Raw genomic sequence first — 25,423 nt, 5'->3', positions numbered from 1 at the left:
CAGCCTAGAACAGATCAAAGCAAGCGCCAATGTAGCGACAGTCGCCAATATCTTTGCATTATCCGGCAGTGTTTTAGACCTTATTTTATTTGCCACTGAACCCAAACAAGCTGAGGCAGGCGTACAACAATCGGCATTGTTAAGCATGAACTTAATCGGTTTATTTTTACAACCGAATACAGAAGCACATGTGCGTATGGCTTTACGTCCAATGCTAGGTTTAATGGCCGAATGTTTATACCCAGCCAATGGCAAAATCAAAGAAGCTGATTTACGTCGTATGCAGCTACACTTAAATGCACAGATGGCAGGCGATTTAGAAAAATTCCTACAAGAAACACAAGGTAAATTATCAGGTTTATTGTCGAGTGCTACGACATTAGGGACTTCAATTCTCCAAGCTTTTAGTAGCAGTGCTGTAGCTGGATTACCCAGCGTTGCTTCAGCGGGAGCCACAGCTGAAAAACGTGATCCCAGCAAGCAGTTTAGCAACTGGGCACAGCCATTGATTGACTTGTTGGGTACACCTGCACAAGCTGATATGACCGCAAAGATGACCCCGAATATCGCAACACGATTAACAGAAGAAGTGCTTAAGGCGACACCACAACTTGCTACAGTGATTCAACAACAAAGCAATACAGGAACTCAATATAGCCTTGCTTGGTTGATTCAAGAAACCCTAAAAGCCATCCAAACTCAAGGTAAAAAAGCCACAGCCAGTGTGCCGTTAAACCAAACAGGCGAACATGAGCAGCATATCAATGGTGATATTTTAGAGTTTGTCACCTTACAACCTGATGCTTTAAATGATCCGATTTGTGCGACCTTAGTTCAAGATCAAAGTTCTAAAACGGATAAAAGTATCAGTTATGCGATTGGTGCTGAACGGGTTAATCATTCAGATTTTTACTTGCCTAAAATTGGTTTTGCCTTTAGTCGTCAATATAGCTCTCAAATGAATGAGTTTGACCACAGTATGATCGGCGCACGCTGGATGATGCCATTTTCCAATGTGATCATACAAAATCAAAATGGGTATTTATTTATCGATAGCAATGGACGCAAACACCAATTGCCTGCTTCGATCGTGTATGAAACATATCAGGTACCCTTTGAAGGCTTTAGTGTCGCACCACATGACGATGGGGATTTATTGCTGAATTTTGGTTCAGACTGGAATTTCCATTTTCATAGTTTTAATGCTGGAAAACATTATCACCTCGTTCAACAATTTAATGATCAGACTGATGAAAAGGTGGTTCTGACCTATTTACTGTTTGAACAATTTGCCTATTTACAGGCGATTGATTTCCAATTGAAGCGCGCTAAACATTTAGTCAAGTTTGCTTTTAATGAACAAGCCAAAGTCATTGCCGCATTTGTCGATGAACAAGCGGAAGCATTAGCACGTTATGAATACGATCAACAAGGCAATCTGATCAAAGCCATTGATCAAAATGGTCATACACGCAGTTATGAATATAACCATGCCCATCAATTGACCCGTTATACAGATCGTACTGGACGTGGGCAAAATATTCGATATGAATCTACCGCACCCAAAGCCAAGGCGATTGAGGAATGGGCAGATGATGGCAGTTTTAAAACCCGTTTAGAATGGCATCCACGTTTGCGTCAGGTGGCAGTCTATGATGCTTATGAAGTTCCAACCTATTATTATTTTGATTTAGACGGTTTTACCTATCGTACTCGTTTAGCCGATGGTCGTGAAAAGTGGATATCTCGAGATAGTCAAAAACGGATTACGCGTCAAATTGATTTTGCAGGCTTAGAAACAGAGCAAGTCTATAACGATCAAGATCAATTGGTGAAAATTGTACAGTCAAATGGTGGCATCATCCTTTTTGCCTATGATGAAAATGGTAATCTGACTGAAACCAAAGACCCAGAAGGCAATATCTGGAAAAAACAATATGATGTTGATGGCAATGTCAGCAAAGACATTAATCCTTTAGGACATATCACCCAATATAAATATAATAATGACAACCAATTGGTTGAAGTGATTGATGCCAAAGGCGGCTCAAAGAAAATTCAATATAATGATCTTGGACAGATGGTGTCGTATACCGACTGTTCAGGGAAAAGTAGTGCTTGGGAATATGATGAAGAGGGTACACTGACCGCACAAGCTGCTGCAGATGCGCAACAGGTTCAGTATCTCTACAGTACTCAAGGTAAAGACCGAGGGCAGTTACAAGCAATCATTTATCCTGATGGATTAAAAGAACAATTTGAACATGATGAAGAAGGGCGTTTACTTAAGCATACTGATAGTAAAGGCTTAATCACCCAATATAAATACAATCAAGTCGGACTATTAGAACAACGGGTCGATGCCAATAGACACCAAATCGGCTACCAGTGGGATAAGCAAGGTCGAATTCAAAAACTAAGCAATCAAAACCATGCCGAATATCTATTTGACTATAATCGTTTTGGGCAATTGGTGCGTGAACAAGCCTTTGATGGTGAAGAAAAGCATTTTACATATCATGACAATGGATTTTTATTTCAAATCCGCCAACCAAATATTCTGACTCAATTCGGTTATCATACGGATGGTTCGATCGCGTCAAAGACCTATACCCATTTGCAGACTCGACATCGTCAAGTTGAAGAATTTGAATACAACTTAAATAATCAACTCAGCAAAGCGACCAATACAGAAAGCCAAATTGATTTTTATCGCAATCAACTTGGACAATTGGTACGTGAGCATCAACACTATAAAGTACCGAATCTAAACCCACTGACAGCAGTATTACGTTATGAGTACGATGAATTGGGGAATTTGACTCAAACCATTCGTCCTGATGGACAAATACAAGCCAATTTAAGCTATGGATCAGGGCATATTTATGGTATTGCCTTTAACCAACAAGATATGGCGGCATTTCAACGCGATGATTTACATCGTGAAACCATACGATTGCTGGCCAATGGTTTAGTGCAAACCAAGAATTATAATGATGTGGGCTTACTCAGCTCACAAGTCATTCGCCCTGAACAAGAAACAACGGACAGGGTACAATTTCAAGTAGAACGCCATTATCACTATGATAAAAACTATTTGCTGACTCAAGTCGATGACAGTCGCCTAGGAAAGTTAAATTACCAATATGATCCAATCGGACGTTTAATCAAAAGCCAAAACCCATATAAANACTATTTGCTGACTCAAGTCGATGACAGTCGCCTAGGAAAGTTAAATTACCAATATGATCCAATCGGACGTTTAATCAAAAGCCAAAACCCATATAAAACTGAAAGCTTTAGTTTTGATCCTGCGGGGAACTTAATTGATCCAATTGCTACACAAGCTGCGCAAGTGAAAAATAACTTGATTAGCCAGTATCAAGGCAAACATTATAAATATGATGCACAGGGCAATGTGATTGAAACCACCCAAGCAGGTCAGACCTTAAAACTCACTTGGGATAACTTAAACCGTCTGATTCAAAGTGACAACAATGGTCAAATCACAGACTATGGTTATGATGTTTTTGGCAGACGATTATTTAAGAATAACCAAACAGACCACAGCCTAACCTTATTTGGTTGGGATGGTGATGTGATGGTGTGGGAATCAGTGAAATCATCGAAAGCTCAAACTGATTATACTAAGCACTATGTCTATGAACCGAATAGCTTTGTACCGCTATTACAGACTGGATATGTTGGCTTTATTCAGTTGATAGAAACACCTGACTATCGCCAATTCCAAGCACTATGTCTATGAACCGAATAGCTTTGTACCGCTATTACAGACTGGATATGTTGGCTTTATTCAGTTGATAGAAACACCTGACTATCGCCAATTCCAAAACGTACCTTATTCGATTTATAAAGATCCTGTATGGAAAACTGAAACCAGAAAAAACAAAGCTGAATTAGAACGTGTTGCCTTTTATCACTGTGATCAAGTCGGTACACCACAAACTTTAAGTAATGAGCTAGGCGAGTGTGTTTGGGAAATCAAACAGGATACATGGGGCACTGCTTTAGAAATAAATACAAGTGATAATCTGCTTGAGCAAACCAACTTAAGATTTCAAGGGCAATANTATCGCCAATTCCAAAATGTACCTTATTCGATTTATAAAGATCCTGTATGGAAAACTGAAACAAGAAAAAACAAAGCTGAATTAGAACGTGTTGCCTTTTACCACTGTGACCAAGTGGGTACACCACAAACTTTAAGTAATGAGTTAGGCGAGTGTGTTTGGGAAATCAAACAGGATACATGGGGCACTGCTTTAGAAATAAATACAAGTGATAATCTGCTTGAGCAAACCAACTTAAGATTTCAAGGGCAATACTACGATAAGGAAACAGGGTTACACTATAATCGTTATCGTTATTACGAACCGTATAGTGCAAGGTATGTGAGTAAAGATCCAATTGGGTTATTTGGTGGTTTACATAGCACTAAGTATGTTAGTGATCCAAATCAGTGGGTGGATCCGATGGGGTTACAACAAAGAGATAGCTCATTTCTAAATTTAGGTTCTTATGAAAACGTAAAACAAGCACAAGAGACTTATGAAAAATATAAAGATAGCAAAAATGTCAAAGATGTAGTGGAAACGTACGCTACAGGGAAGTCTGTTGGTGCTTCTTTAACACTTGGGGTGGGTATTGGTGGAGCAGCACATTATCATGGAGATGGTCAAAGTTCTTTAACTTTAGAACAGAAAATTGGAATAGGTTATGACTATGGAGTATTTGAGCGGGAAGAAATATACGGTCAAAAAGAATTAAATAAAGAATATATTCAAGGATGTGCTGCTACAGGAGAGACTAAATATTGTGCGGGTTCACATACGGATAGATTTTCTCCTTATGTTTTAAAAGACTCTTATGCAAAAGGTAAAGCAAGAGGAGTAACTATTGAAAGAGGTAAGCAAATGTCAGGAAATCCAAATGGCCCTTCAATTATTCACCAACCCGTAGGACATACATGGGATTTAGGAGCTCATGGTTTTCCATCAAGGTAGTGTTTAGAAATCTGTGTCAGAGTATTAACTGTTATTACAGAAAGTATGAACATGGTAACTTTCTTTGACTTTGAGACGGCTTTAAAACAACTCCAGTCAGGACAGGTATTGGCTGGAGAAAATGTCATATTTACGCTACTGATTAAACAGCTTACAACAGAAGTTGTCCTTGAAAACTAGATTGTAAGAAACCATCAGATGGGATAATCGTTGCAATGATTAAACCCAAAAGACCATGCAGAAGGGTTTTAGCAATAGTTAGTTAAAAAGAATCAAGCTCAAATTTAACCTGACAGTCACCATTAAAAATGGGTAACTGTCAGATCAGGTCTGAGCTAGTACACATAAGCATAGAAATTATAATCTAAACTTTTTAGCTGGCACAAAATTTTGAACGTCCTCAATTTAATTGGGTCAATTCTTCTGCAGCTAACGAATTGCCAGCTTCAGCTGATTTTTCAAACCAGGTTCTTGAAATTGATAGATTTTTATCAACACCCAAGCCATCTTTATATATTTTACCCAAATGGTATTGTGCGCCACTATCACCTTGATTTGCAGCTTTCAAAAACCATTTCTGAGCTTCAATATAATTTTGCTTAATTGGATCACCAGTTAAGTACATTAGTGCTAAATTATATTGAGCAGTTATTTCATCTTGTTGAGCTGCTTTTATATACCATTCGAAAGCTTGTAGTTTATTTTGCTGTATTCCTCTACCATTTAAAAGCATGGTTCCCATATTTGCTTGAGCATTTGGATCTCCTGCATTTGCGGCAATTGAATAGTATTCTATAGCTTTATTAAAGTCTTTTTGAACACCTAATCCTTGACTAAAAATATTTCCTAACTCATTAAGCGAAGGTATATCACCTTGATTTGCTGCTTTCTCATACCAAAATTTTGCTTTTTCGTAATCATGTTTAATATTAGGATTACTACTATATAAAAAGCCCAGATTATATTGAGCATTAACATTTCCTTGCTTTGCAGAAGATGAATACCATTTTATAGCTTCATTTATGTTCGGTTGAATATCTCCATATCCATCAGTATAAATTACACCCATATTGTATTGTGATTCAGAATCACCTTTTTCAGCTTTTGATCTAATATCATTAACATCAAGATCATCTGAATTAGATTGTTGTTGGGTAATATTATTTTCATTATTATTCGAATCTACAGATTTTGCACAACCTGAATTTAGGGCGCTAAGCAAACAAATTGTTAGAAGAATTCTTCTTGATAACATACTCTTATCTCAAATAAAAATTATATGAGTAATTTACTACAAAGAGTTTTTTTTGTCCTAAAACTGAACAGAAAAGTAACATAAACAGAAAGTAATAATTGATCTTTCACTATTAACAGTATGAGAGTAAAGACCTTATAGATTTGTATGCAGGACTAAATCGCTACAGTTATGTAATTAATCCGACTTTGTGGGTAGATGCTTTGGGATTGCAAGTAATCTATGGTGGGGAATTTATCTGTTTAAGTCGTCAAGCTTCAGCAAATTTAGAATATGAAGGTTATCGAAATTATGACTGTTGGATGAAGACAGGTGGTATTTGTCGGTTGCAAGGTCCTCGGTTGTTCGATTATGTTTATTGTTCGGGAGGGGTAGACCCCTTTGCTTACGCGGAGATTACTAACCTGCATGATGGTAAGGTATTTCAAGTAGGTGCATCATCAAGGCCAGATGTAAAAGGTGCTAAAGCGATAGGTAAGAATGCTGTGATGGTGCTTGATGGAAGTAAAAAAACTAGGTGCTTCTGATCTTACAAAATTAAAAGGTAAGTTTTCGGCTAGTGTTGCATGGCAGGTTATATTTTTAATAAACCAGTAAAGGATAGTGATGCAAACAAATAATACAGATGCATTTTTAACTGGTTTAGCAGGAAGTGCAAGTGGTGGTATATGGGGAGTACGTGCAGGTTTAGTATTACCTATTGATACATGTTCTACATCGGTTAGTGAAAAAGTTAAAGCTTATTTTACCTCTAAAACGATGAAAGGTTTTGAAATTGGGGGTGGTACTCCAGGTGCTGATTTTAATGTTGGATATGGTGTTGAAGGTCAAGGCCGCTCTCTTACAGAAAAAAATTAGGGATTAAATATGAAATTTTGCAGTTTAAGTTTTTTAATATGTTCTATGATCACTTTAATAGGATGCAGTAGTGATAAAATTTATAATGAACCTTCAGATAAATATCCTTTTGATGAAAAAATGAAAACTGTTTTAGGTGAAAATTTGGAAGTTATTGATTCATTACGAAGAGCAGAAGTACAAGTTTCATATTTTGATCTAAAGGGTTCTAATAATAGTCAGAAAATATTAGAAATAAAAAATTTATTAGAAAAAGATGGATGGATGCTTAAAGGAAAAGGAGTAGGCGTTAATACATATTGTTTAGGTTTGAATAATCGTATCAATGTGGTAATTGTTGGGAATGGGGAACTTTATGATTTTAAAGGTGGAAAATTATCAAAAAATAATGTCGATGGTGTTTTGTATTCTTACAATAAATGGGGTGATGATCTTTGTAAATAATTACTGATTATGATGTGTTTTGTCGCCGATTATTTAAGAATAATGCGAATAAAAATAGTCTGACATTGTTTGGTTGGGATGGTGATTTGATGATATGGGAGTCATATCAAGGAAACCAAAATCAATCAAAACAGTAAAACTATACCAAACACTATGTCTATGAACCGAATAGCTTTGTACCGCTATTACAGACTGGATATGTTGGCTTTATTCAGTTGATAGAAACACCTGACTATCGCCAATTCCAAAATGTACCTTATTCGATTTATAAAGATCCTGTATGGAAAACTGAAACAAGAAAAAACAAAGCTGAATTAGAACGTGTTGCCTTTTAGTGTTTGGGAAATCAAACAGGATACATGGGGCACTGCTTTAGAAATAAATACAAGTGATAATCTGCTTGAGCAAACCAACTTAAGATTTCAAGGGCAATATTACGATAAGGAAACAGGTTTACACTATAATCGTTATTACGAACCGTATAGTGCAAGGTATGTGAGTAAAGATCCGATAGGATTAGATGGTGGGTTAAATAATTCTGTTTATGTGAGTGATCCGAATCAGTGGGTGGATCCGATGGGGTTAGCGGAGAAACAACAAAAGAAAGACCCATTTAGAGAGAGAAAAAGTACTACTCCTTATACTAAATATATAAATAATAGGATATTAGAGGATAAACTAGCAAGACAAGCAACAGAGAAGGACAAAAGACAAGTTGAGAAAATATTTAATGATCAAATGAATGAATATTATACAATATGTGAGGAGCAATTAGTTGAATATATTAGCTGTAGTGGCGGTGTTGGGCCATTTGCTGGAGGTTTTGCAGTAAATTTATATAATGGTAAAGTCTTTGCTACAGGATCGGCTAGCCCTGTTTCTGTTCCAAATGCTATAATAAATACGATAAATAAAGGTCCTATGTCTCTTAAAGATTTTAGTAAATTAGCAAAAAATAATGTATTTGCAAAAGGTGGAGAGTGCGTAGGCGGTTATGTTGTAAATAAAAAGATTCGTGATCCTAAACTTGCTATTGATTCATTTTTAACTGGAAAGGCAACAACATATGGTGCTGGAGCCAGAGGAGTTAGGGGGGGGGAGTTATTCCTGATGGAGAGAAATTATTTGATTCTAATGGAATTAAAGGTATTCAAGTAGGTTTTGGAACACAAGGAGCGGATATGTCTATAGGCTATGGCTATGATACAGGTTACAAGTTAGAGCTATTAAATAAAAAATAGAGGTATAATGATGAAAGTAGTTGCAATAATAATGTTGTGCATTTTATTTGTTTCAGGTTGCATAATTAAAAAAAGTAATGTTCCAACTGATAAAGTTTATAAAGAGGATTTTAATAAGGTTATAAATACTTATTTTATTCAATATGAGCCAAAATCATTTAACCTTATTGATAAAGATGTCACGCAATATATGGCTATTGATATAAGTAAGAAAAAGATGGATTTTTATGAATTCCAACAAGTTCAAAAAAAATTAAATAGAAATGGATGGAAATTGGTTGATCAAAATGATGGATTGTTTAAATATTGTTTAAATGAATATCAGATTTTATCAATTCTATTTCCAAGTAAAAATAATCATTATGATTCAAGAGGTAATATATTTAAATATGATGATAAAAATAATTGGGCTTTAGAGTTGTATTTTAATGCCTATGGTGTTGATTATTGTATGGGATATTATAATAAGCCACAAAATATTAGCAATATGTAATGCTACGTTGTTACATAAATTATTAAGGATGATGTGCTATCAAGAGATTTGTTTATTTAATGACTTTAATTTTGTTTTTTCTAGCTTGTAATGGCAAGGTAGGTATGCAACGAGGTTTTGCCAACTACTATAATGTTTTTATTCCTAAGTCTGATTTATCCTTGTCTGATTTTGAAATGATAAAAAGTAAAATAGAGAAAAAATGGAAGTTGGTTTATACATCTGAGGATCAGTATGTTTTTTGTTATAATAAGTATAATCAAATGACAATTATTTATCCAAGAAAAATGGAATACTATGATAAATTTGGGCAGAAGTTATACATAAAGTCTAGTTCTCTTGATAAGTGGGGGATAAGTATAAAGTATATAAAAGAAGGAAATTCATATTGTAAGGATGTAAAATTTTAGGTTAATCTAGGAGATAAAACATATTGCATAAATTTATTTTTTTAATAATTTTTAATCTATTTTTACAAGCATGTAATGATATAGATAGTTCTAAAAACAATGAAATTGAAGTTGAGAAAGAAATTTCTTATTTATTTGATGGCTATAATTATGATTTAAAGGTAGGTATGCAACGAGGTTTTGCCAACTACTATAATGTTTTTAATGCTACGTTGTTACATAAATTATTAAGGATGATGTGCTATCAAGAGATTTGTTTATTTAATGACTTTAATTTTGTTTTTTCTAGCTTGTAATGGCATACATAAAGATAGTTCTAAAAACAATGAAATTGAAGTTGAGAAAGAAATTTCTTATTTATTTGATGGCTATAATTATGATTTAAAGGTAGGTATGCAACGAGGTTTTGCCAACTACTATAATGTTTTTATTCCTAAGTCTGATTTATCCTTGTCTGATTTTGAAATGATAAAAAGTAAAATGGAGAAGAAATGGAAGTTGGTTTATACATCTGAGGATCAGTATGTGTTTTGTTATGATCGGTATAATCAAATGACAATTATTTATCCAGAAAAAATGGACTATTATGATAAGTTTGGGCAAAAATTATATATTAAATCTAGCTTGTTGGATCAATGGAATATAGGTGTTATTTATAAGAAAGAAGGAACGTCATATTGTAAGGATGTAAAATTTTGAATGGTTTTTTTATTGAGAAAACTAAAATCAACTTTGTATAAAATTTATGGATTTAAAATGTATAAAATATTCTTTTCTATACTAGGATTATCCTTTTTCTTAGTGTCTTGTGTAAATAATAATTCACACAAAAATAAGGTCGATATTCAAGANTAAAATGTATAAAATATTCTTTTCTATACTAGGATTATCCTTTTTCTTAGTGTCTTGTGTAAATAATAATTCACACAAAAATAAGGTCGATATTCAAGAGTTTTCAAAATTGGTTTTTAAAGGGTATAAATATGAGTATGAGCCTGGGATAGTGAAGCCTAATGCTGAAATGTCTAATATTTTGATATCCAAAGATAATATGAGTAAAGTTGAATTTTTTGGTGTTGAAGAAAAGATAATAAAAGAAGGATGGGTAAGAAAGGATGTTTATAATGGATTATATATATATTGTCATGGTATTTATAATAAATTAGGAATTTTATATCCAGAAAAGAATGAATATTTTGATAGAAGTGGAAGTAGAGTTGTCTTTGGTGATTTTAATGATTGGTTGATTTATTATGTATATAATGATGATGGTGTAAATGGTTGTAAGTAATTTTTACGGAGTTTTTATTTAAAATTATTAGAAGTATTTAAAAAATATTTTTCTGGTGTTTAAAGGAAATTTAATTCAAATATGAGGTGTAATATTTTGAAAATAGGTGAAAATATAAAAACACTGTTCTGTATTATTTCAACGGTTAACTTGATCGCGTGTACAGCAGGTCTGAGACCAGATAATTCAGACAAGTATGCTTTTGATGATAAAATGATCAAAATATTGGGTCCTGATGTTAAAATAAAAAATGCAATAAATAAATCGCAAACACAGATTTCTAATGTAGAAGTTTCTAAGGATTCAAAAAAACTTGATGAAATAATAAAGATATTAAAACAAGATGGATGGGTGCTCAAAGGACAGGGTAAAGGGGTTGATACATATTGTTTAGGTAGGAATAATCGTATTAATATTGTAACTTCAAATTCAGGTCCTGTAATTGATTATCAAGGCTCAGTGTTGACTCCAGGAGATTTTTCTGTAAATGGCGTTGCGTTTATGTATCTAATTTCTGGTGTTGATTCCTGCAATTAATCTATTGATTTTAATTTTTTAAGTGTGGATCACTTTTTAAATCAGCTGTTTAGGGGGGAGCTGTAGTTAATAGTTTATATAATTGATAACTTTCAAATGAAATTAACGACTGATCTGGTATAACTCTTTGGAATTTTAGAGCGGGTCTAGCCCAACCCATAAATATAGATTGGTTAAATTTAACAACGCTAAAAGTAATTGAAACAGGGTTGAATACTTAGAAAGTAGATTAAGATGGAGAGTAAATATATTATTCAGACAAATTCGTGGTAAATTTTTAAAAAGGATAACAATAGGCTTAATTGGTTATCTTTTAGGAAATAAAAATAAGTATATAAATTTTATTTATTTGAACGAAGAGATAAAATGAATCATCGTATTTTTTATATATTTTTAAGTGTTTTTCTATTTTTAGTTATCTATATTTTAGGCTACATAGGTTTTGTTTTGTCTGAAATTAAAGCAATTGGCGGTAGTGCCCAATGGGGAAGCGTTAAAGTGCTATTACTTCAAAAGGCTCCAGATAGAATCTGGATTAGTATGTTCTATAAAGAAATACATATGATTAAAGAAAAAAAAGAAAGTGATAGAGTAGATTTCTATTATTCAATAATTATATTGGGAGGAGATGCTTTTATATATGATGCTGAGGCAGAAGCAATATTGTATGAGTATATTAATGAGAATGATAAGAAAATCTTATTGGAAAAATTAAAAAATTTCATAAAAACAGAGGGTTATAATGAGTTGAGCTATGAGAACAAAAAATTAATTAATAAAAGAATTACCAATTTCGAAAAATAACAAGGCAAGTAAATGAATAAATTTTTGATTTTATATTTGATAGGATGCTTGAGTGTATCATAGTTTAACACTATTTGGTTGGGAGGTTGATCTGATGGATTGGGAATCAGTTAAATCATCGAAAGCGTTAATAGATTTTACTAGACTAACAATTTATCAAGGATTTAAGTAGATATTAATGAATAATGATCAAGTCCCTACAATTTCTGAATGGGGGGGAGATAGATAAATTTGACTATGATCTTCAATATAGCTAATTAAATAAAGTTTACTACATTATTTAATACAGCCTCTAAGGCTTGCTCCATGGTCTTCTTATGTTGCCCCACCAGATGTCTGACTTTTCGTTTTAGAACGGACCATGCTTTTTCTATCGGACTTAGATAAGGACTATAAGCAGGTAAATACGCCAACCTAACTTGATATTTCCTTTCGACTGCATCTACATCTTCACCTTTATGAATTGCGGCATTATCCAATATCAGTAAATATCGGGCAGGTTGTAACCCTTTTAATAAATATTCCAGCCAAATGAAGTATAGGTTTATTAGTTATGAAGATTTTGGTTATTTTGAGTATTTTATTTATTTGTAGTGCATGTGCTAATAGCGCCTCATATGAAAAAAGTTATGAATTAGAATTAGCTAGGTCAGGGAATATTGATGCACAATACAATGTCGCAATGAATTTTTTAAATGGTGATAGTGGATTCCCCAAAGATGCAAATGTAGCTAAAGAATGGTTAGAAAAAGCAGCAAAAAAGGGAGATGCCCCTTCCCAAAATGGTTTAGGTATTATGTATTTGAGAGGAATTGGTGGAGAGAAAAACTTAAATAAATCTGAATATTATTATAGATTAGCCGCTAATCAAGATCATGAGAATGCACAGCTTCAATTAGCTTTAATATTATTAAATAAAGATAAAAATAAGAATTTAAAAGAAGCTATATTTTGGTTAAAAAAAGCTGAGAAACAGGGGAATACAGAAGCTCAAGATAAATTAAAGGAATTAGGTGTAGTTAAGTAAAAACTATATTTTAAAATTATATCGGAATGATAGGCAAACAAAGGTTTTTTTAATTAGGATTTTACGCATAATTGGTCCGATTGCCACTCAAGCTGCGCAAGTGAAAAATAACTTGATTAGCCAGTATCAAGGCAAACATTATAAATATGATACACAAGGCAACGTGATTGAAACCACTCAAGCAGGTCAGACCTTAAAACTCACTTGGGATAACTTAAATCGTCTAATTCAAAGTGACAGCAATGGTCAAATCACAGACTATGGTTATGATGTTTTTGGTCGCCGATTATTTAAGAATAATCATCAAGACCACAGCCTAACCTTATTTGGTTGGGATGGTGATCTAATGATATGGGAGTCATATCAAGCAAACCAAACTCAATCAAAACAGCAAGACTACACCAAACAATATGTCTATGAACCGAATAGCTTTGTACCGTTATTACAGACTGGTTATACAGGCTTTATTCAGCTGATTGAAACACCTGATTATCGCCAATTCCAAAATGTACCTTATTCGATTTATAAAGATCCTGTATGGAAAACTGAAACCAGAAAGAACAAAGCTGAATTAGAACGTGTTGCCTTTTACCACTGTGACCAAGTCGGTACACCACAAACTTTAAGTAATGAGCTAGGGGAGTGTGTTTGGGAAATCAAACAGGATACATGGAGCACTGCTTTAGAAATTAATACAAGTGATAATCTGCTTGAGCAAACCAACTTAAGATTTCAAGGGCAATATTACGATAAGGAAACAGGTTTACACTATAACCGTTATCGTTATTACGAGCCGTTTAGTGCAAGGTATGTGAGTAAAGATCCGATAGGATTATTTGGGGGATTAAATAATTCTGCTTATGTAAGTGATCCAAATCAGTGGGTGGATCCAATGGGGTTGGATGAAACTTTCATGGATCCAGTTTTTAAATTAATTCATGATACTACGAGGTACGAACCGTCAGATACTACTGTAAACATTGCAGCTGGGTTTGGTGATAGTGTAAGTATGGGAGGAACAAATTGGGTTCGTGAAAAAATGGGTACTAATAGCGGGGTTAATAAGTGTTCACTTGCTTATAATGGTGCTCAATTTGCTGGAGGAATGATGGTTCCAACGGGGCGGGTGGGTTACGTTTTACAAGCGAAAAGAATTCCTACAATTGCAAAAACGGCAGAAGAAGCAGTAAAAATGAGAAATGCATTAAAAATCAGTTATAGAAAAGGCTGGCCAGAGCCATTTAAAAGTAATTGGCATATTAGTGACTATGCTTCTCTAGCAGCAAAGAAAACACCTGAACAAATTTTAAAAAGATCTGGCGGAACAAATATTAACTATACTGTAGGAATTGTAGGTGGGGGTACAGGTGTAGCTGTTGCTAAAGGAGTCATGTGTGATTAATAACAACGTTTTATTGCTTATTAAAGAGTCAAGAAAGGCTTATGACAAATATTCTGAAATTATAGAATATGATTTGGGAACGAGGTCTGTTTTGTCAAGAACTAGAATTGCTTTAGGTGAGGTGGAAATACACGGACTTAGAGGTTTTTATTACGAATTTTATGATTGGAGTAAAAATAAAAAAAATGCAATATTATATTATAAGGATAACGTACTTTATCTGCTTTATGAAAATAATGAGTTTAAAGTGAGTGAAGTCGAAGTAAATAAAATTTTATTTTGGAAAAAAATAATTATTAATAAAAAATTTTTAATTAAAGTATTTTCACCTTTTTATACATTTTTTTTAATAACAGATCAATATCCAGATGCTGTAGAACCAATCTATGATAAATTTTTATATTTATCTGAAAAGAATGCAATATATGAAGAAATTAAATTTCTAAAAAATAAAGAGTAATTAGTAACATATTTATAGTTAGTCTGATTGTCATATACCCAGAAATGCAATTCGACCTATAAAGACCCAATATGGAAAACTGAAACCAGAAAGAACAAAGCTAAATTAGAACGTGTTGCCTTTTACCACTGTGACCAAGTCGGTACACCACAAACTTTAAGTAATGAGTTAGGGGATTAGTAGGAACTCCACTTTTAGGAGTTGGATATAATAGAGTTAAACCTGTTGTACCGAAAGATAGTATGGTATATGGGGCTACAGCACATGAAGTTGTTGTTGGTAGTAGTGGCATTAATGGAAATTTTGCAGGAACAGGGCTCGTATCAGGAGAAGAGTAATGGTAAAAATACTTCCTTTTTTTTTAATTATCTTATTAGTAGCTTGTGTGAAAGATAATAATATTGGTAGAGGACAAAGTAATGATCCTATAAATGAAGAGCTAAAACATGAAGCTAAAGAAATTTTTAAAAATAAGTTAGAAAATGAGGGAAGTTACAAATCATATTCTTCTAGTGATGTATTTTATGAAATCAGTTCTAATAATTTATCCATGCAACAATTCAATATTATCAAAAATAATTTGATTGAAGACAGGGGATGGTTTTTTTTAAAAAAGAAAGATCAAGCATATATTTTTTGTCAAGGAACAAGACAATTAGAAGTTATTCCTCCACAGGAATTAGTAGGCAATAAAATTTTAGGTGGTGGAGATATAGGTAAGCAAATAGAAAATAAATGGAACATTATATTAAGTCATACAATTAATGGAACATTAAATAGATGTTATTTGCAAAGCAAATAAATTTATTATTCTTATTGGAAATAATTCATTAAAAATAATTGGGTTGGTCGAAATTTAATCTTGTTTAATTTACGGTAATCTAATTATTTGGAGTCTTTAGATAGGGCATTTGATGTATAATAGATTGATATTTAATTTTTCATTTGTGTTTTTGCTTAGCGGATGCACAAACTCAAAGATAAATACTATTGAGGATAAAAATCCAAATATAATTTCAATCCCATGTGAAATTGCAAATGAGTATGGCACGATCAAATGTGGACTGATCCCAATAAGTCTAAAAAATGAAGTCAATCAAAAATTGATACCAAATTGTCAAATAGACTTTGAAAATTTTAATAATAGTAGTAAAAAGTGCTTAGAACAGAATGATAAAAGACCTGCTGATGCCTATATCCTAGGAAATTTAAAATATTATGGAGAGTTTTATAATAAAAATGAGGTAGAAGGATTAAAATATATCGAATATGCTGCAGAGCATCAGAATCCTCAAGCAAAATTTTGGTTAGCTAAAAAATTTGAAGCAGAAGGTAATATTAATTCTGCAACTATATTAATAAAAGAAGCAGCTAATCTAGGAAATCCTTTGGCAATACATAGTTTAGGTGCAAGATATAGTAGAGGAATTGGTGTAGATAAAAATTTAGATCAAGCATTATTATTGTTAAATCAATCTAAAGAATATATTCCTGCTTCTTTTTCAGAGATAGCTTTGATTGAACTGCAAAAAGGTAATATAGAGGGGTTTATTAAATATAATAACATTGCAATTGATAAAAAGTATTGGTTTTCTTATGCTGATTTAGCTGTTTTATACTTGGGAGAAATGCCAAATCTTGAAGGTTATCGTGATTTGGATAAAGTTATTGATTTATCGAATAAATTAATAGAACATAATGTTGCTGTAGGGTATGTATTGAAGGCTAGAGTATTACAATATAAATCAGATGGAGTTGCTAATCCTGAGATTTGTGATTTGTATAAATTATCTTTTGATAAAGGTTATTTGTCTGCTGGTTTAAGCGTTGGTTCTGAATATTTGTTAGGTAATAATTGTTCTAAAAATTATAAATTAGCATTAACTACTTTTAATTCACTATATAGCGAGTCAGATAAGGACATAAAAGTTGTAGCAGCCTCAAATTTAGGTTATATGTATCTAAATGGATTGGGAGTTAATCGTGATTTAAATAAATCAAAAGAATATCTAGAGTATGCTAAAAACTATGGATTTCAGCCTGCTATAGATATGTTGCAAAAAATAAAATAATTTTATTGTTTTTCTATTGTTTTTCTATTGTTTTTCTATTGTTTTTCTATTGTTTTTCTATTGTTTTTCTATTGTTTGAGGTTTTTAATTTTGAACAATAGAAATTATATTTATTTAATAGGAAATTTAAAATTAGAATTTGACTAATAAAATTTTGATTTCTGTAGATGAAGAATGTTTTATATAGAGGGTTTATGAAAGTTTTTTTGTTAATACCATTTTTTTTAATATTGGGAGGTTTAAATGGATGTATAAATTCTAATACTGAATCCAATCGTTTTGATGTTATAAAAGTTCCTTGTGAAATAACCAATGCAAATGGAGTAATAGGATGTGGTAAAGTACCTATTAGTATTAATGATGAGGTAAACAAAAAGCTTTATCTAAATTGCGATATAGATTTTAATAATTTTACTAAAAACGAAAAGAAATGTTTAGAAGAAAACTATAATAGACCAGCTGATGCATATATCTTAGGGAATTTTAAATATTATGGTAAATATTTTACTAAGAATGAAAGTGAAGGGGTTAAACTTATAAAATTTTCTGCAGATAATAATAATCCTGAGGCGAATGCTTGGTTAGGAGATTATTTTTCAAAAAAAGGTGATATTCAAGAGTCAATTAAATACATAAAAATAGCGGCAGATTTGGGTAGCCCTTTGGGAATGCATAATTTAGGTGCAAGGTATATTAGAGGGAGTGGTGTTGAAAAAAATACAGAAAAAGCATTATTTTTATTAAATCAATCAAAAGAATTTATTCCAGCCTCTTATTCAGAAATAGCATTACTAGATTTACAAAAAGGAGATGTTGATGGTTTTATTGAAAATAATAATATAGCAGTTGAAAAAAAATATTGGTTTGCACTTGTTGATTTAGCCTCTTTATATTTAGGTGAAATGCCAAACTTGGAAGATTATCGTGATCTAAAAAAAGCTGATTTATTGGCAAACAAACTAATTGAACATGATGTGATCATTGGTGATTTTGTCAAAGCAAAAGTTTTTCATTATCAAAATTTAAGAACACCTGAAATTTGTAAATTATATAAAAATTCTTTTGAAAATGGGTATATGCCTGCTGGTATAAATTTAGGTGCAGAATACTTAACAGGAGGAAATTGTGATAAAAACTATAGACAAGCTTTGGATATTTTTTTAACGTTATTTAACTCTACAGATAAAGATATTAAAGTTGTTTCTGCATCAAACATAGGATATATGTATTTAAATGGTTTAGGTGTACAAAAAAATAAAATTAAAGCTAAAGAGTTCTTGGAAATAGCTGCAAATGGAGGTTATGAGCCTGCTAAGGATATGTTAAAAGAACTATAGATCTTTTTAAATTGATTTTTAAGATCTCTTAAATAGGATAATTTAAGAGATCTTTTGAGATTGCTAGCTCATAAAAGTCATTGTAACGAAGCCTATCAAGAGAAATCGAGCCTAAAGTTAAATGAACCACAGTACAATAAATAAGAAAGTATTTTTATATGTTTACCATAATTATTGAAGTTGTGTTGGGGTAATTTATATCTAATCTCAAAGCAGAGGATCATCCTTGTTTATTTTGTTTGATAAAGGGATGCTTTTTAGGGTTGACAGGTTTTTTTAGTGGTTAGTTATAATTTTTTTAAAGATGATTATCTAATGCCTTTTAATGACCTAATATTTTTATTAACTCAAGCTTTAGGAGGGATCGTTTCATTAATTTTTCTTTTAATTGAGTATTGGTTTTTAGATAAAAAAGATGAAAATTTCTAAAATAATTGTGCTAATTAATAAGTCTATAGGTTATAATACAGGTCGTAATTATGAGGTTTTAAATAAAATTAGAGGTGTAATGATAAAGCTGGTTGTTATAATGATTTTTTGTAATATTTTTATTTCAGGTTGCACAATTAAAAATAATCGTGTTAATTTTGAAGAATTATCTAAAGAATTATTTTCATCATATGGCTATCGATATGAAATGCACAATTCAAAAGAAACATCTGACGGGAGTAATGTATATATTTCAAAAGATAAAATGAGTAAAGAAGACTTTGAAAATGTAGTCGAAAATAAATTAATTAATAAAGGTTGGAGAAAAATATCAGCATTATTTGATGATCAATATATGTATTGTTTCGATAGAAAAAATGCAATAAGTATAGTTTATCCAACTCGCGTAAATTATCGTAATGAAGAAGGTAATAGTATGAGTGTGGGAGATTGGAATTTGGATAAATGGGTTATATCCTATGTATATAATGTATATGGAACCACTAATTGTAAAAAAATATTTTAAATAGTGAATCAAGCACTCTCGAAGCAGAAAAGGGTTTAATCTTGATGCTAAAGTTGGTGTTAAGATGGGTGCAGGTTCAAGAAAATTTGATATTTCTGAAACTGAGAATGCAGTAATTCATTTCAATTTAAAAATATTTGTAAGGAAAATGCGAAATGAATTTTTTAAAATTTAGCTATATTACTATACTCATAGTTTTAACTTCTTCATGTGTAAATAGTGAAATTAATCAGGATGCGCGATTTTTCAAAACTATCACTCATAAATATTTTAAAAATTATGATCCAGATGAATATGTTTCTATTGATAAGCCAGAAAATAAATATTCAATTGTTAAAATACAGAAATCTAAATTATCACTAGTTGAATACAATCAAGTGCATTCAAAATTGAAAAGGATGGATGGAGGATGATTTCTAATAAAGATCATTTTTATGAGTATTGTTTAGAAGAAAAAATTTATCTTGGAGCTTTATTTCCAGAGAAAGATAAATACTATAGCTTTATTGGACATGAGGTTATGCCTTCTAGTAAAAATAGTTGGATAATCTTCCTTGATTATGGCGAGGGAAAAGTTAACGATTGTCGTAAAAAATAATCTCCTAATCGTATATTTTAATTAAGTATTCTATTGAAATATATGGTAATAATTGATAAATAGAAAAGTGAAGTTTGTTTACTAATTTTTAAATTTTAGGAAATTACAATGTTAGAATTTGTTATCACTTTGATATCAAGCTTTTTAAGGATTGAGGATAAGCCATATCTAACTTTTTTCATAAGGACTGTTACTATTAGTCTAATAACGGCATTATTTTTAATTATTTTTGAATCTAGTGGGAAAGAAATAGTGGTAAGTTTAAATTGGTTAGTTGGTTGTTCTTTATTTATTGGACTGTTAATAAGTTTTATTGCTAGGATTTGTGAGATAGGGCGAGAGAATGTTGAAAGATAAACATATAAAATTATAGATATGTGATAATATTTTTAACCTTTGGAAAATGTTTTGATATTGCTAGAAGTGATTTTATTTCATTAGAAGAAGATAAATTAACTAAAAAATGGTTGGGTTAATTGAAATGCTTAGAAGCTTAATTTTTGCTTGTATTACGATATTACTTAGTAGTTGTACTGTAAAGAATGATCGGAAAGATAGAGTAAATTTTGAGGAATTATCTAAAGAATTATTTAGTGCTTATGGTTATACATATAAATTAAATTTTAGATGAGAGTAATGTTTATATTGATAAAAACCACCTAAGTAAAAGGGATTTTACGGATGTGGTTGGAAAAAAACTACTAGAAAAAGGATGGAAAAAAATACCTGCATTATTTGATGATCAATACATATATTGTTATGATAGAAAAAATGCAATGAGTATTGTTTATCCAACTCAAATAAATTATAGAAATAAAAAAGGAAATAGTATGAGTGTAGGTGAGGGAAACTTAGATAAATGGGTCATATTCTATGGTTATGATATGTATGGTACGACAAACTGTAAGAATTATTTTAAAAATAACCTGAGTTAAAATATGTTTAAAAATTACCAATTTTTAACGAAAATTTCTCTAGTTGTGTAGAGTGAATTTTAATAAGGTGGGTGAATGTTTTGTTAGAACAAACAAAGAAAACAATAATGAGATTAGTCATTTTTTTATTTATATTAAGTTTAACTTCTTGTACCCAAAAGACAGAAAGGCTAGAATATGTAGATCCTGTTAATTTTACATCAAGGGTTTTTAAGAGTGTGAATTATGAATATGTAAATATTCTAAAAAAAGAAAAATCAGAAGTAAATTTAGTATATGTAAAAAAGTCAGATATGACTAAATATTATTTTAATAATACTGTTGTTGATAATATAAAAAATCAAGGTTGGAAAGAAGTTAGTCCCGATTTTCAAGATCAAAAATTATTTTGCTTCGGTTCTAACAATATGATGAGTGTGGTTTACCCCACTAAGGAGGTTTACAGAAATTTAAAAGGAGATGTATTGTCAATTAAAAAAGAAAACTTAGATAAATGGGTGATTTCCTATATCTATAAATATCATGGGTTTGATGAGTGTGAAACATAGCTTTGAGATTGTTAAAAAAATCAAACATTAAGGAAGTAAATAATAATTCACACAAAAATAAGGTCGATATTCAAGAGTTTTCAAAATTGGTTTTTAAAGGGTATAAATATGAGTATGAGCCTGGGATAGTGAAGCCTAGTGCGGAAATTTCTAATATTGTAATATCTAAATCTGTTATGAGTCAGTCTAATTTTTTTGGTATCGAAGAAAAAATATTAAAAGAAGGATGGGTCAAGAAGTATGAGTATCAGGGATTTAATGTATATTGTTATGATATTTATAATAAATTAGGAATTTTATATCCAAAAAGGAAAGCATATTTGGATAAGGATGGTAGTAGTATTAAAATTAGTAATTTTGATAATTGGTTGATTTATTATGCATATAGTGATTCTGGTGTAGATGGGTGTGAGTAATTTATGCAGAATTTTTATTTAAAATTATTTGGAGTGATTGAAAATTAAGATAGTAGTTTTCTTGTTTGAAGTGCTGATTAATTAATAGGGTTGAAAGTCGAAGGTTTTTATAGTGTTGAAATATATATGTATTTTATTTGTTTTAATGGTAGGGTGTAGCTCAAATACAAATATGTATGAAAATAAAGATAGTTTAAATTTCTCTTTGGAAAGTGAAAAATTATTTTATGATGTTAAATATGATTTTGTTGAAGTTATAGTCAAGGATAAGGTCGAAAATTATAATGTTTTTGTCAGTAAAAAAGACATGAGTATTGACTTTTATAATAGTGCTGTAACAAAAAGAATTAAAGATATGGGTTGGAAAAAAGTTAAATCAACCTATGAGAATCAGGATATATACTGTTATGATGAAAAAAATGAAATGGCAATCTTATATCCTACAAAACAAAATTATTCTTCGAAAGATGGCAAGAATGGGTTTAGTATAACAAAAAAATATCTAGACTATTGGGTTGTGTATTATAGGTTTAAAGATGATGGTACGAATAATTGTAAATATTTAACACCGATATTAGGACAACGATAATGCTAAAGAAAACGCTCTTTATATTGTTAAGTAGTACAATTTTTACAGTACATGCAACTCCTGATTTTTTAAGCTATAAAAATTGCAGTCCGCTAAATTTAAGTGATGCAAATTTTAGTCTTTCATCGAAAGATGTCTTTCCTGAATATTCATACATCACTAAAAATTATAACTTTTTGACGTTACCGATTTCAGATCAAGATCAACGTTACTGTTTAATTATCAATAATAAAAATAAAGTGATTGTGGATGCTATTCCAACAATGTTAAGCGGTATGTGTGCTGGAAGGTGGGATAAGCAAAAGGATCTACCTATTTGGGAGGCTGATGTAGGTGGGGGAAGAGGCGCAGTTGTTTATATGAATTATTCAACAAGCCAAAATTTAAAGAAATTGAAAAAGTCTGAGAAATTAGAAATAGATGAAATAATCAAAAGCATAAATTGCCAATTGCCTGTATATAGCAAAAATGATGTTCTAGAGCTTAATGATTCTGCATTTTATTTATATAAATTAGGCTATTACAATGAATCTTTAAACATTTTAAACCATGTTATAAAGCTAGATCCAAGTAGAGCAATTGCTTACTTAAATATTGCCGATATATATGTCGCACAAAAAAATGAACTGCTTGCTAGGAAAAACTACGCTATATATTATGCCGAGATGAAAAAATTAGGTCTTTTAAGCAAAGTGCCAAATAGAATTAAAAAATACTTATAATTAGGTTTTTTTAGAGAAGTTATGAAAAAAATTATTAAGTCTACTGTAACCTCATTTCTAGTTTTTTGGCTGGCTGCATGTTCAAATACAGACAAACCAGAAATTATTCCTGATCGATTTAAGAATTTTATGAATATATATTTTCATGGCTATATTTATGAATATAAGGATATTAATGCTCGTGGTAATCATAATTATGGTGAGCAATATGCACTGTTTGAAATTAAAAAAATTGACTTAGATCAGGGTGAAATGAAATTGATATTTAATCAATTGGCTCAAAATGGCTGGCGTGTAATTGAATCTAATGATAAAAATTTTATAAGTTTTTGTTATGGCAACAATTTTAGTTTGGATATTTTATTTCCATTAAAAAAATATGAGGTAACACCTTCTGGAGTCCCAATTAAATTTAATGAGATGGATAATTGGAACATTTTTCTTTATAAAAGCACAACAACAATTGCGGCGTGTAGTTAGATTTAAAGAATGAAATTAAACAGAACTTCTACCATTGATTGTTTGCTTTATCATTATTATAAGTAAAAATATATTTTAAGTTATTGATATTTATTTTGTTTTTTAATATGCAACCCAGCCATTCTCTATAATAAATTTAAAAATTGATTTTAATTTCTCAATAAGCAAGGTTTTTCAATAAAACCTAAAAATCACAGTTTTTTTACTCCCTTATCGTGATTGAATCAATCCGCATTAAACACAGTCTGTAAATTCCGACTTTATAGTTTGCCCATTGTTTGTTGTACATAAATTCTTCATTTTTATATGAGGTTAAACAAGGATGTACAACAATGAAGAAGTTATTTCTATTTATAGGTTCAATGGGGCTTTTGGTCAGCATGCCTAGTTTTGCAGCAGATTTAAGTATAGGTGACCCTAAAACAGAATCAGGTGAACTTAAACTTTCAGGCGCAATCCGTACCCGATATATGTACAAAGATTATATCGTTGAAGCAAATGAAGGTTCTAAAAACAAGGATTGGCAGCTTGCAGATATTAAAACGGTATTGAGTTACGAAAACCCAAATTGGATTGCCTCATTAGATCTACGCTGTTATCAATACAGCCGTTTATGTGATGGATTATTTCTAAAAGATGCTTGGGCTGGATATAAAATTTCAGACCAACAACGCTTTACCGTAGGTTTCCAGTCAGTTGATTTTGGATTTGGTCGACTGTGGGGCAACAGCTATTATGAAACCTTGCTAAATACGGTTGGCTTAGAAGATATTCAAAATCTAGGTGCGAAGTATCAGTTTAAAAATGATCAATACAATTTTATTTTAGGTTTTTACCCAACAGATGGCGGTAACTATACAGGGACATCCAAAGACGCAAGTCGCTATAGTGGTAACTTCGTTCAAGCCGATGATTTAAGCCAAGGCACAGATATCGATGAAAAAAATATGTGGGTGACGCGCTTATCTAAAAAATTTGAGTTGGACCCAGCGCAAAAGTTTTCAACTGAGATTGGTGGTTCATTCTGGTACTCAGATCTGGAAAATAATCGCACGCAGCAAGATGGTCATCGAAGTACATGGAGTGTATTTAGTACAACCAATTATCAAGCATGGCAATGGCTTTTCCTTGCAGGTGAACAGAACATTAAAAATGCCGATAATCTTCTGCCAAATAGCTCAACCATCGGGGCATTTGATTATCCCTACCAAGTGGCCAATAAAGGCAAATTTATGGCCAATGAAATTAATTACACCTTGGCTCAACCCTTTTATCAGTTGGAAAATATTAAACCCTATCTGTCCTATAGCCGTTTCTTTAAAGATCAGAAGGGCTATCAAGATTCAGATCGTTTAATTGCTGGGGTGTATTTTAATTACAAAGCAGTAGGGATTCAGGGCGAATATATTTGGAGTCGTAATGATCCAATGACAGGCGGTAGTGCCAATGGTCTTGCACAAGGCGACAGTAATCAATGGAATAAATTATTTTACTTATCACTTGGTTATTACTTCTAAAATTAACA

At 31.5% G+C, this 25,423-nt stretch carries 29 protein-coding genes and 4 pseudogenes; 31 read left to right on the top strand and 2 right to left on the bottom strand.

Annotated elements, in window-relative coordinates; all coding sequences use genetic code 11:
- From ASC84_RS23035 to ASC84_RS23475, 4 genes and pseudogenes are all read left to right on the top strand, one after another.
- A pseudogene (locus ASC84_RS23035) lies at positions 1 to 3,190 on the top strand (RHS repeat protein); the annotation flags it as partial.
- A 1-nt stretch (position 3,191) separates the two neighbouring features.
- Positions 3,192 to 4,090, top strand: a pseudogene (locus ASC84_RS23160) (RHS domain-containing protein); the annotation flags it as partial.
- Between the two features lies 1 nt (position 4,091).
- Positions 4,092 to 5,024, top strand: a 933-nt coding sequence (locus ASC84_RS23030) for an RHS repeat-associated core domain-containing protein (RefSeq protein WP_227515098.1), incomplete at its 5' end; no start/stop codon positions are given.
- A gap of 45 nt (positions 5,025 to 5,069) precedes the next feature.
- A complete protein-coding gene (locus ASC84_RS23475) occupies positions 5,070 to 5,204 on the top strand; it encodes a hypothetical protein (protein ID WP_264753247.1) in 135 nt (44 codons plus the stop codon).
- Between the two features lie 220 nt (positions 5,205 to 5,424).
- Here ASC84_RS23475 and ASC84_RS06085 read toward each other — a convergent pair whose 3' ends face one another.
- Complete coding sequence (locus tag ASC84_RS06085) at positions 5,425 to 6,279, bottom strand: tetratricopeptide repeat protein (protein WP_056512605.1); 855 nt, start codon at positions 6,277 to 6,279, stop codon at positions 5,425 to 5,427.
- A gap of 143 nt (positions 6,280 to 6,422) precedes the next feature.
- Between ASC84_RS06085 and ASC84_RS23155 the strand changes: the two genes are divergently transcribed.
- From ASC84_RS23155 to ASC84_RS06030, 10 genes and pseudogenes are all read left to right on the top strand, one after another.
- Positions 6,423 to 6,806 (top strand): hypothetical protein, encoded by a 384-nt coding sequence (locus ASC84_RS23155; RefSeq protein WP_227515097.1) that lies wholly within the window; start codon positions 6,423 to 6,425, stop codon positions 6,804 to 6,806.
- Positions 6,807 to 6,885: 79 nt separating this feature from the next.
- A complete protein-coding gene (locus ASC84_RS23150) occupies positions 6,886 to 7,137 on the top strand; it encodes a hypothetical protein (protein WP_056512599.1) in 252 nt (83 codons plus the stop codon).
- A 9-nt stretch (positions 7,138 to 7,146) separates the two neighbouring features.
- Positions 7,147 to 7,581, top strand: coding sequence for a hypothetical protein (locus tag ASC84_RS22620; protein WP_056512597.1), 435 nt, complete (start codon positions 7,147 to 7,149; stop codon positions 7,579 to 7,581).
- 8 nt (positions 7,582 to 7,589) lie between these two features.
- Positions 7,590 to 8,822, top strand: a pseudogene (locus ASC84_RS23550) (RHS repeat-associated core domain-containing protein); the annotation flags it as partial.
- A 10-nt stretch (positions 8,823 to 8,832) separates the two neighbouring features.
- Complete coding sequence (locus ASC84_RS06060; RefSeq protein ID WP_056512591.1) at positions 8,833 to 9,315, top strand: hypothetical protein; 483 nt, start codon at positions 8,833 to 8,835, stop codon at positions 9,313 to 9,315.
- Positions 9,316 to 9,374: 59 nt separating this feature from the next.
- Entirely contained in the window at positions 9,375 to 9,725 is a 351-nt protein-coding gene (locus tag ASC84_RS06055) for a hypothetical protein (RefSeq protein ID WP_081409325.1), read from the top strand.
- 23 nt (positions 9,726 to 9,748) lie between these two features.
- Positions 9,749 to 10,021, top strand: coding sequence for a hypothetical protein (locus tag ASC84_RS22820; RefSeq protein ID WP_056512585.1), 273 nt, complete (start codon positions 9,749 to 9,751; stop codon positions 10,019 to 10,021).
- Positions 9,990 to 10,424, top strand: a complete 435-nt coding sequence (locus ASC84_RS06045) for a hypothetical protein (RefSeq protein ID WP_056512583.1) — start codon at positions 9,990 to 9,992, stop codon at positions 10,422 to 10,424. The genes ASC84_RS22820 and ASC84_RS06045 overlap by 32 nt, the downstream gene beginning before the upstream one ends.
- A gap of 688 nt (positions 10,425 to 11,112) precedes the next feature.
- A complete protein-coding gene (locus ASC84_RS06035; RefSeq protein ID WP_056512617.1) occupies positions 11,113 to 11,553 on the top strand; it encodes a hypothetical protein in 441 nt (146 codons plus the stop codon).
- 366 nt (positions 11,554 to 11,919) lie between these two features.
- On the top strand, positions 11,920 to 12,357 hold the full coding sequence (locus ASC84_RS06030) for a hypothetical protein (protein WP_056512578.1): 438 nt from the start codon (positions 11,920 to 11,922) through the stop codon (positions 12,355 to 12,357).
- A gap of 257 nt (positions 12,358 to 12,614) precedes the next feature.
- Here ASC84_RS06030 and ASC84_RS06025 read toward each other — a convergent pair whose 3' ends face one another.
- Positions 12,615 to 12,884, bottom strand: coding sequence for a transposase (locus ASC84_RS06025; protein WP_227515099.1), 270 nt, complete (start codon positions 12,882 to 12,884; stop codon positions 12,615 to 12,617).
- Between the two features lie 26 nt (positions 12,885 to 12,910).
- Between ASC84_RS06025 and ASC84_RS06020 the strand changes: the two genes are divergently transcribed.
- The 17 genes and pseudogenes from ASC84_RS06020 (at position 12,911) to ASC84_RS05940 (ending at position 25,415) form a co-directional block, all read left to right on the top strand.
- Complete coding sequence (locus tag ASC84_RS06020) at positions 12,911 to 13,384, top strand: tetratricopeptide repeat protein (protein WP_056512575.1); 474 nt, start codon at positions 12,911 to 12,913, stop codon at positions 13,382 to 13,384.
- A 94-nt stretch (positions 13,385 to 13,478) separates the two neighbouring features.
- Positions 13,479 to 14,285: pseudogene (locus tag ASC84_RS22165) on the top strand (RHS repeat-associated core domain-containing protein); the annotation flags it as partial.
- Positions 14,286 to 14,778: 493 nt separating this feature from the next.
- On the top strand, positions 14,779 to 15,246 hold the full coding sequence (locus tag ASC84_RS06010; protein ID WP_056512569.1) for a hypothetical protein: 468 nt from the start codon (positions 14,779 to 14,781) through the stop codon (positions 15,244 to 15,246).
- Between the two features lie 337 nt (positions 15,247 to 15,583).
- A complete protein-coding gene (locus ASC84_RS06005) occupies positions 15,584 to 16,048 on the top strand; it encodes a hypothetical protein (protein WP_056512566.1) in 465 nt (154 codons plus the stop codon).
- Positions 16,049 to 16,160: 112 nt separating this feature from the next.
- Positions 16,161 to 17,318, top strand: coding sequence for an SEL1-like repeat protein (locus ASC84_RS06000; RefSeq protein ID WP_056512563.1), 1,158 nt, complete (start codon positions 16,161 to 16,163; stop codon positions 17,316 to 17,318).
- 194 nt (positions 17,319 to 17,512) lie between these two features.
- On the top strand, positions 17,513 to 18,655 hold the full coding sequence (locus ASC84_RS05995) for a tetratricopeptide repeat protein (RefSeq protein ID WP_056512560.1): 1,143 nt from the start codon (positions 17,513 to 17,515) through the stop codon (positions 18,653 to 18,655).
- Between the two features lie 415 nt (positions 18,656 to 19,070).
- Positions 19,071 to 19,610, top strand: a complete 540-nt coding sequence (locus tag ASC84_RS05990) for a hypothetical protein (RefSeq protein WP_056512557.1) — start codon at positions 19,071 to 19,073, stop codon at positions 19,608 to 19,610.
- Between the two features lie 155 nt (positions 19,611 to 19,765).
- Positions 19,766 to 20,023 carry a hypothetical protein gene (locus ASC84_RS05985; RefSeq protein WP_056512556.1) on the top strand — a complete coding sequence of 86 codons (258 nt, stop codon included), beginning with the start codon at positions 19,766 to 19,768 and terminating at the stop codon, positions 20,021 to 20,023.
- Positions 20,020 to 20,208, top strand: coding sequence for a hypothetical protein (locus tag ASC84_RS05980; protein ID WP_056512553.1), 189 nt, complete (start codon positions 20,020 to 20,022; stop codon positions 20,206 to 20,208). Before ASC84_RS05985 ends, ASC84_RS05980 begins: the two co-directional genes overlap by 4 nt.
- A gap of 108 nt (positions 20,209 to 20,316) precedes the next feature.
- Positions 20,317 to 20,565, top strand: a complete 249-nt coding sequence (locus ASC84_RS05975; protein ID WP_056512549.1) for a hypothetical protein — start codon at positions 20,317 to 20,319, stop codon at positions 20,563 to 20,565.
- 326 nt (positions 20,566 to 20,891) lie between these two features.
- On the top strand, positions 20,892 to 21,143 hold the full coding sequence (locus ASC84_RS05970; RefSeq protein ID WP_056512547.1) for a hypothetical protein: 252 nt from the start codon (positions 20,892 to 20,894) through the stop codon (positions 21,141 to 21,143).
- 80 nt (positions 21,144 to 21,223) lie between these two features.
- Positions 21,224 to 21,691, top strand: coding sequence for a hypothetical protein (locus ASC84_RS05965; RefSeq protein WP_155860317.1), 468 nt, complete (start codon positions 21,224 to 21,226; stop codon positions 21,689 to 21,691).
- 8 nt (positions 21,692 to 21,699) lie between these two features.
- Positions 21,700 to 22,107 carry a hypothetical protein gene (locus ASC84_RS05960; protein ID WP_227515096.1) on the top strand — a complete coding sequence of 136 codons (408 nt, stop codon included), beginning with the start codon at positions 21,700 to 21,702 and terminating at the stop codon, positions 22,105 to 22,107.
- A 112-nt stretch (positions 22,108 to 22,219) separates the two neighbouring features.
- Complete coding sequence (locus ASC84_RS05955; RefSeq protein ID WP_155860316.1) at positions 22,220 to 22,696, top strand: hypothetical protein; 477 nt, start codon at positions 22,220 to 22,222, stop codon at positions 22,694 to 22,696.
- Positions 22,696 to 23,418, top strand: a complete 723-nt coding sequence (locus ASC84_RS05950; RefSeq protein ID WP_056512534.1) for a M48 family metallopeptidase — start codon at positions 22,696 to 22,698, stop codon at positions 23,416 to 23,418. Before ASC84_RS05955 ends, ASC84_RS05950 begins: the two co-directional genes overlap by 1 nt.
- A gap of 21 nt (positions 23,419 to 23,439) precedes the next feature.
- Positions 23,440 to 23,898 (top strand): hypothetical protein, encoded by a 459-nt coding sequence (locus ASC84_RS05945; RefSeq protein WP_056512531.1) that lies wholly within the window; start codon positions 23,440 to 23,442, stop codon positions 23,896 to 23,898.
- Positions 23,899 to 24,230: 332 nt separating this feature from the next.
- Positions 24,231 to 25,415, top strand: coding sequence for a hypothetical protein (locus tag ASC84_RS05940; RefSeq protein ID WP_056512528.1), 1,185 nt, complete (start codon positions 24,231 to 24,233; stop codon positions 25,413 to 25,415).
- Positions 25,416 to 25,423: the final 8 nt, after the last annotated feature.

Origin of the sequence: Acinetobacter sp. Root1280, assembly GCF_001425285.1 — a bacterium.
GTDB lineage: Bacteria > Pseudomonadota > Gammaproteobacteria > Pseudomonadales > Moraxellaceae > Acinetobacter > Acinetobacter guillouiae.
The sequence above is the reverse complement of the archived record's forward strand: the minus strand, read 5'-3'. Positions and strand labels throughout refer to the sequence as shown.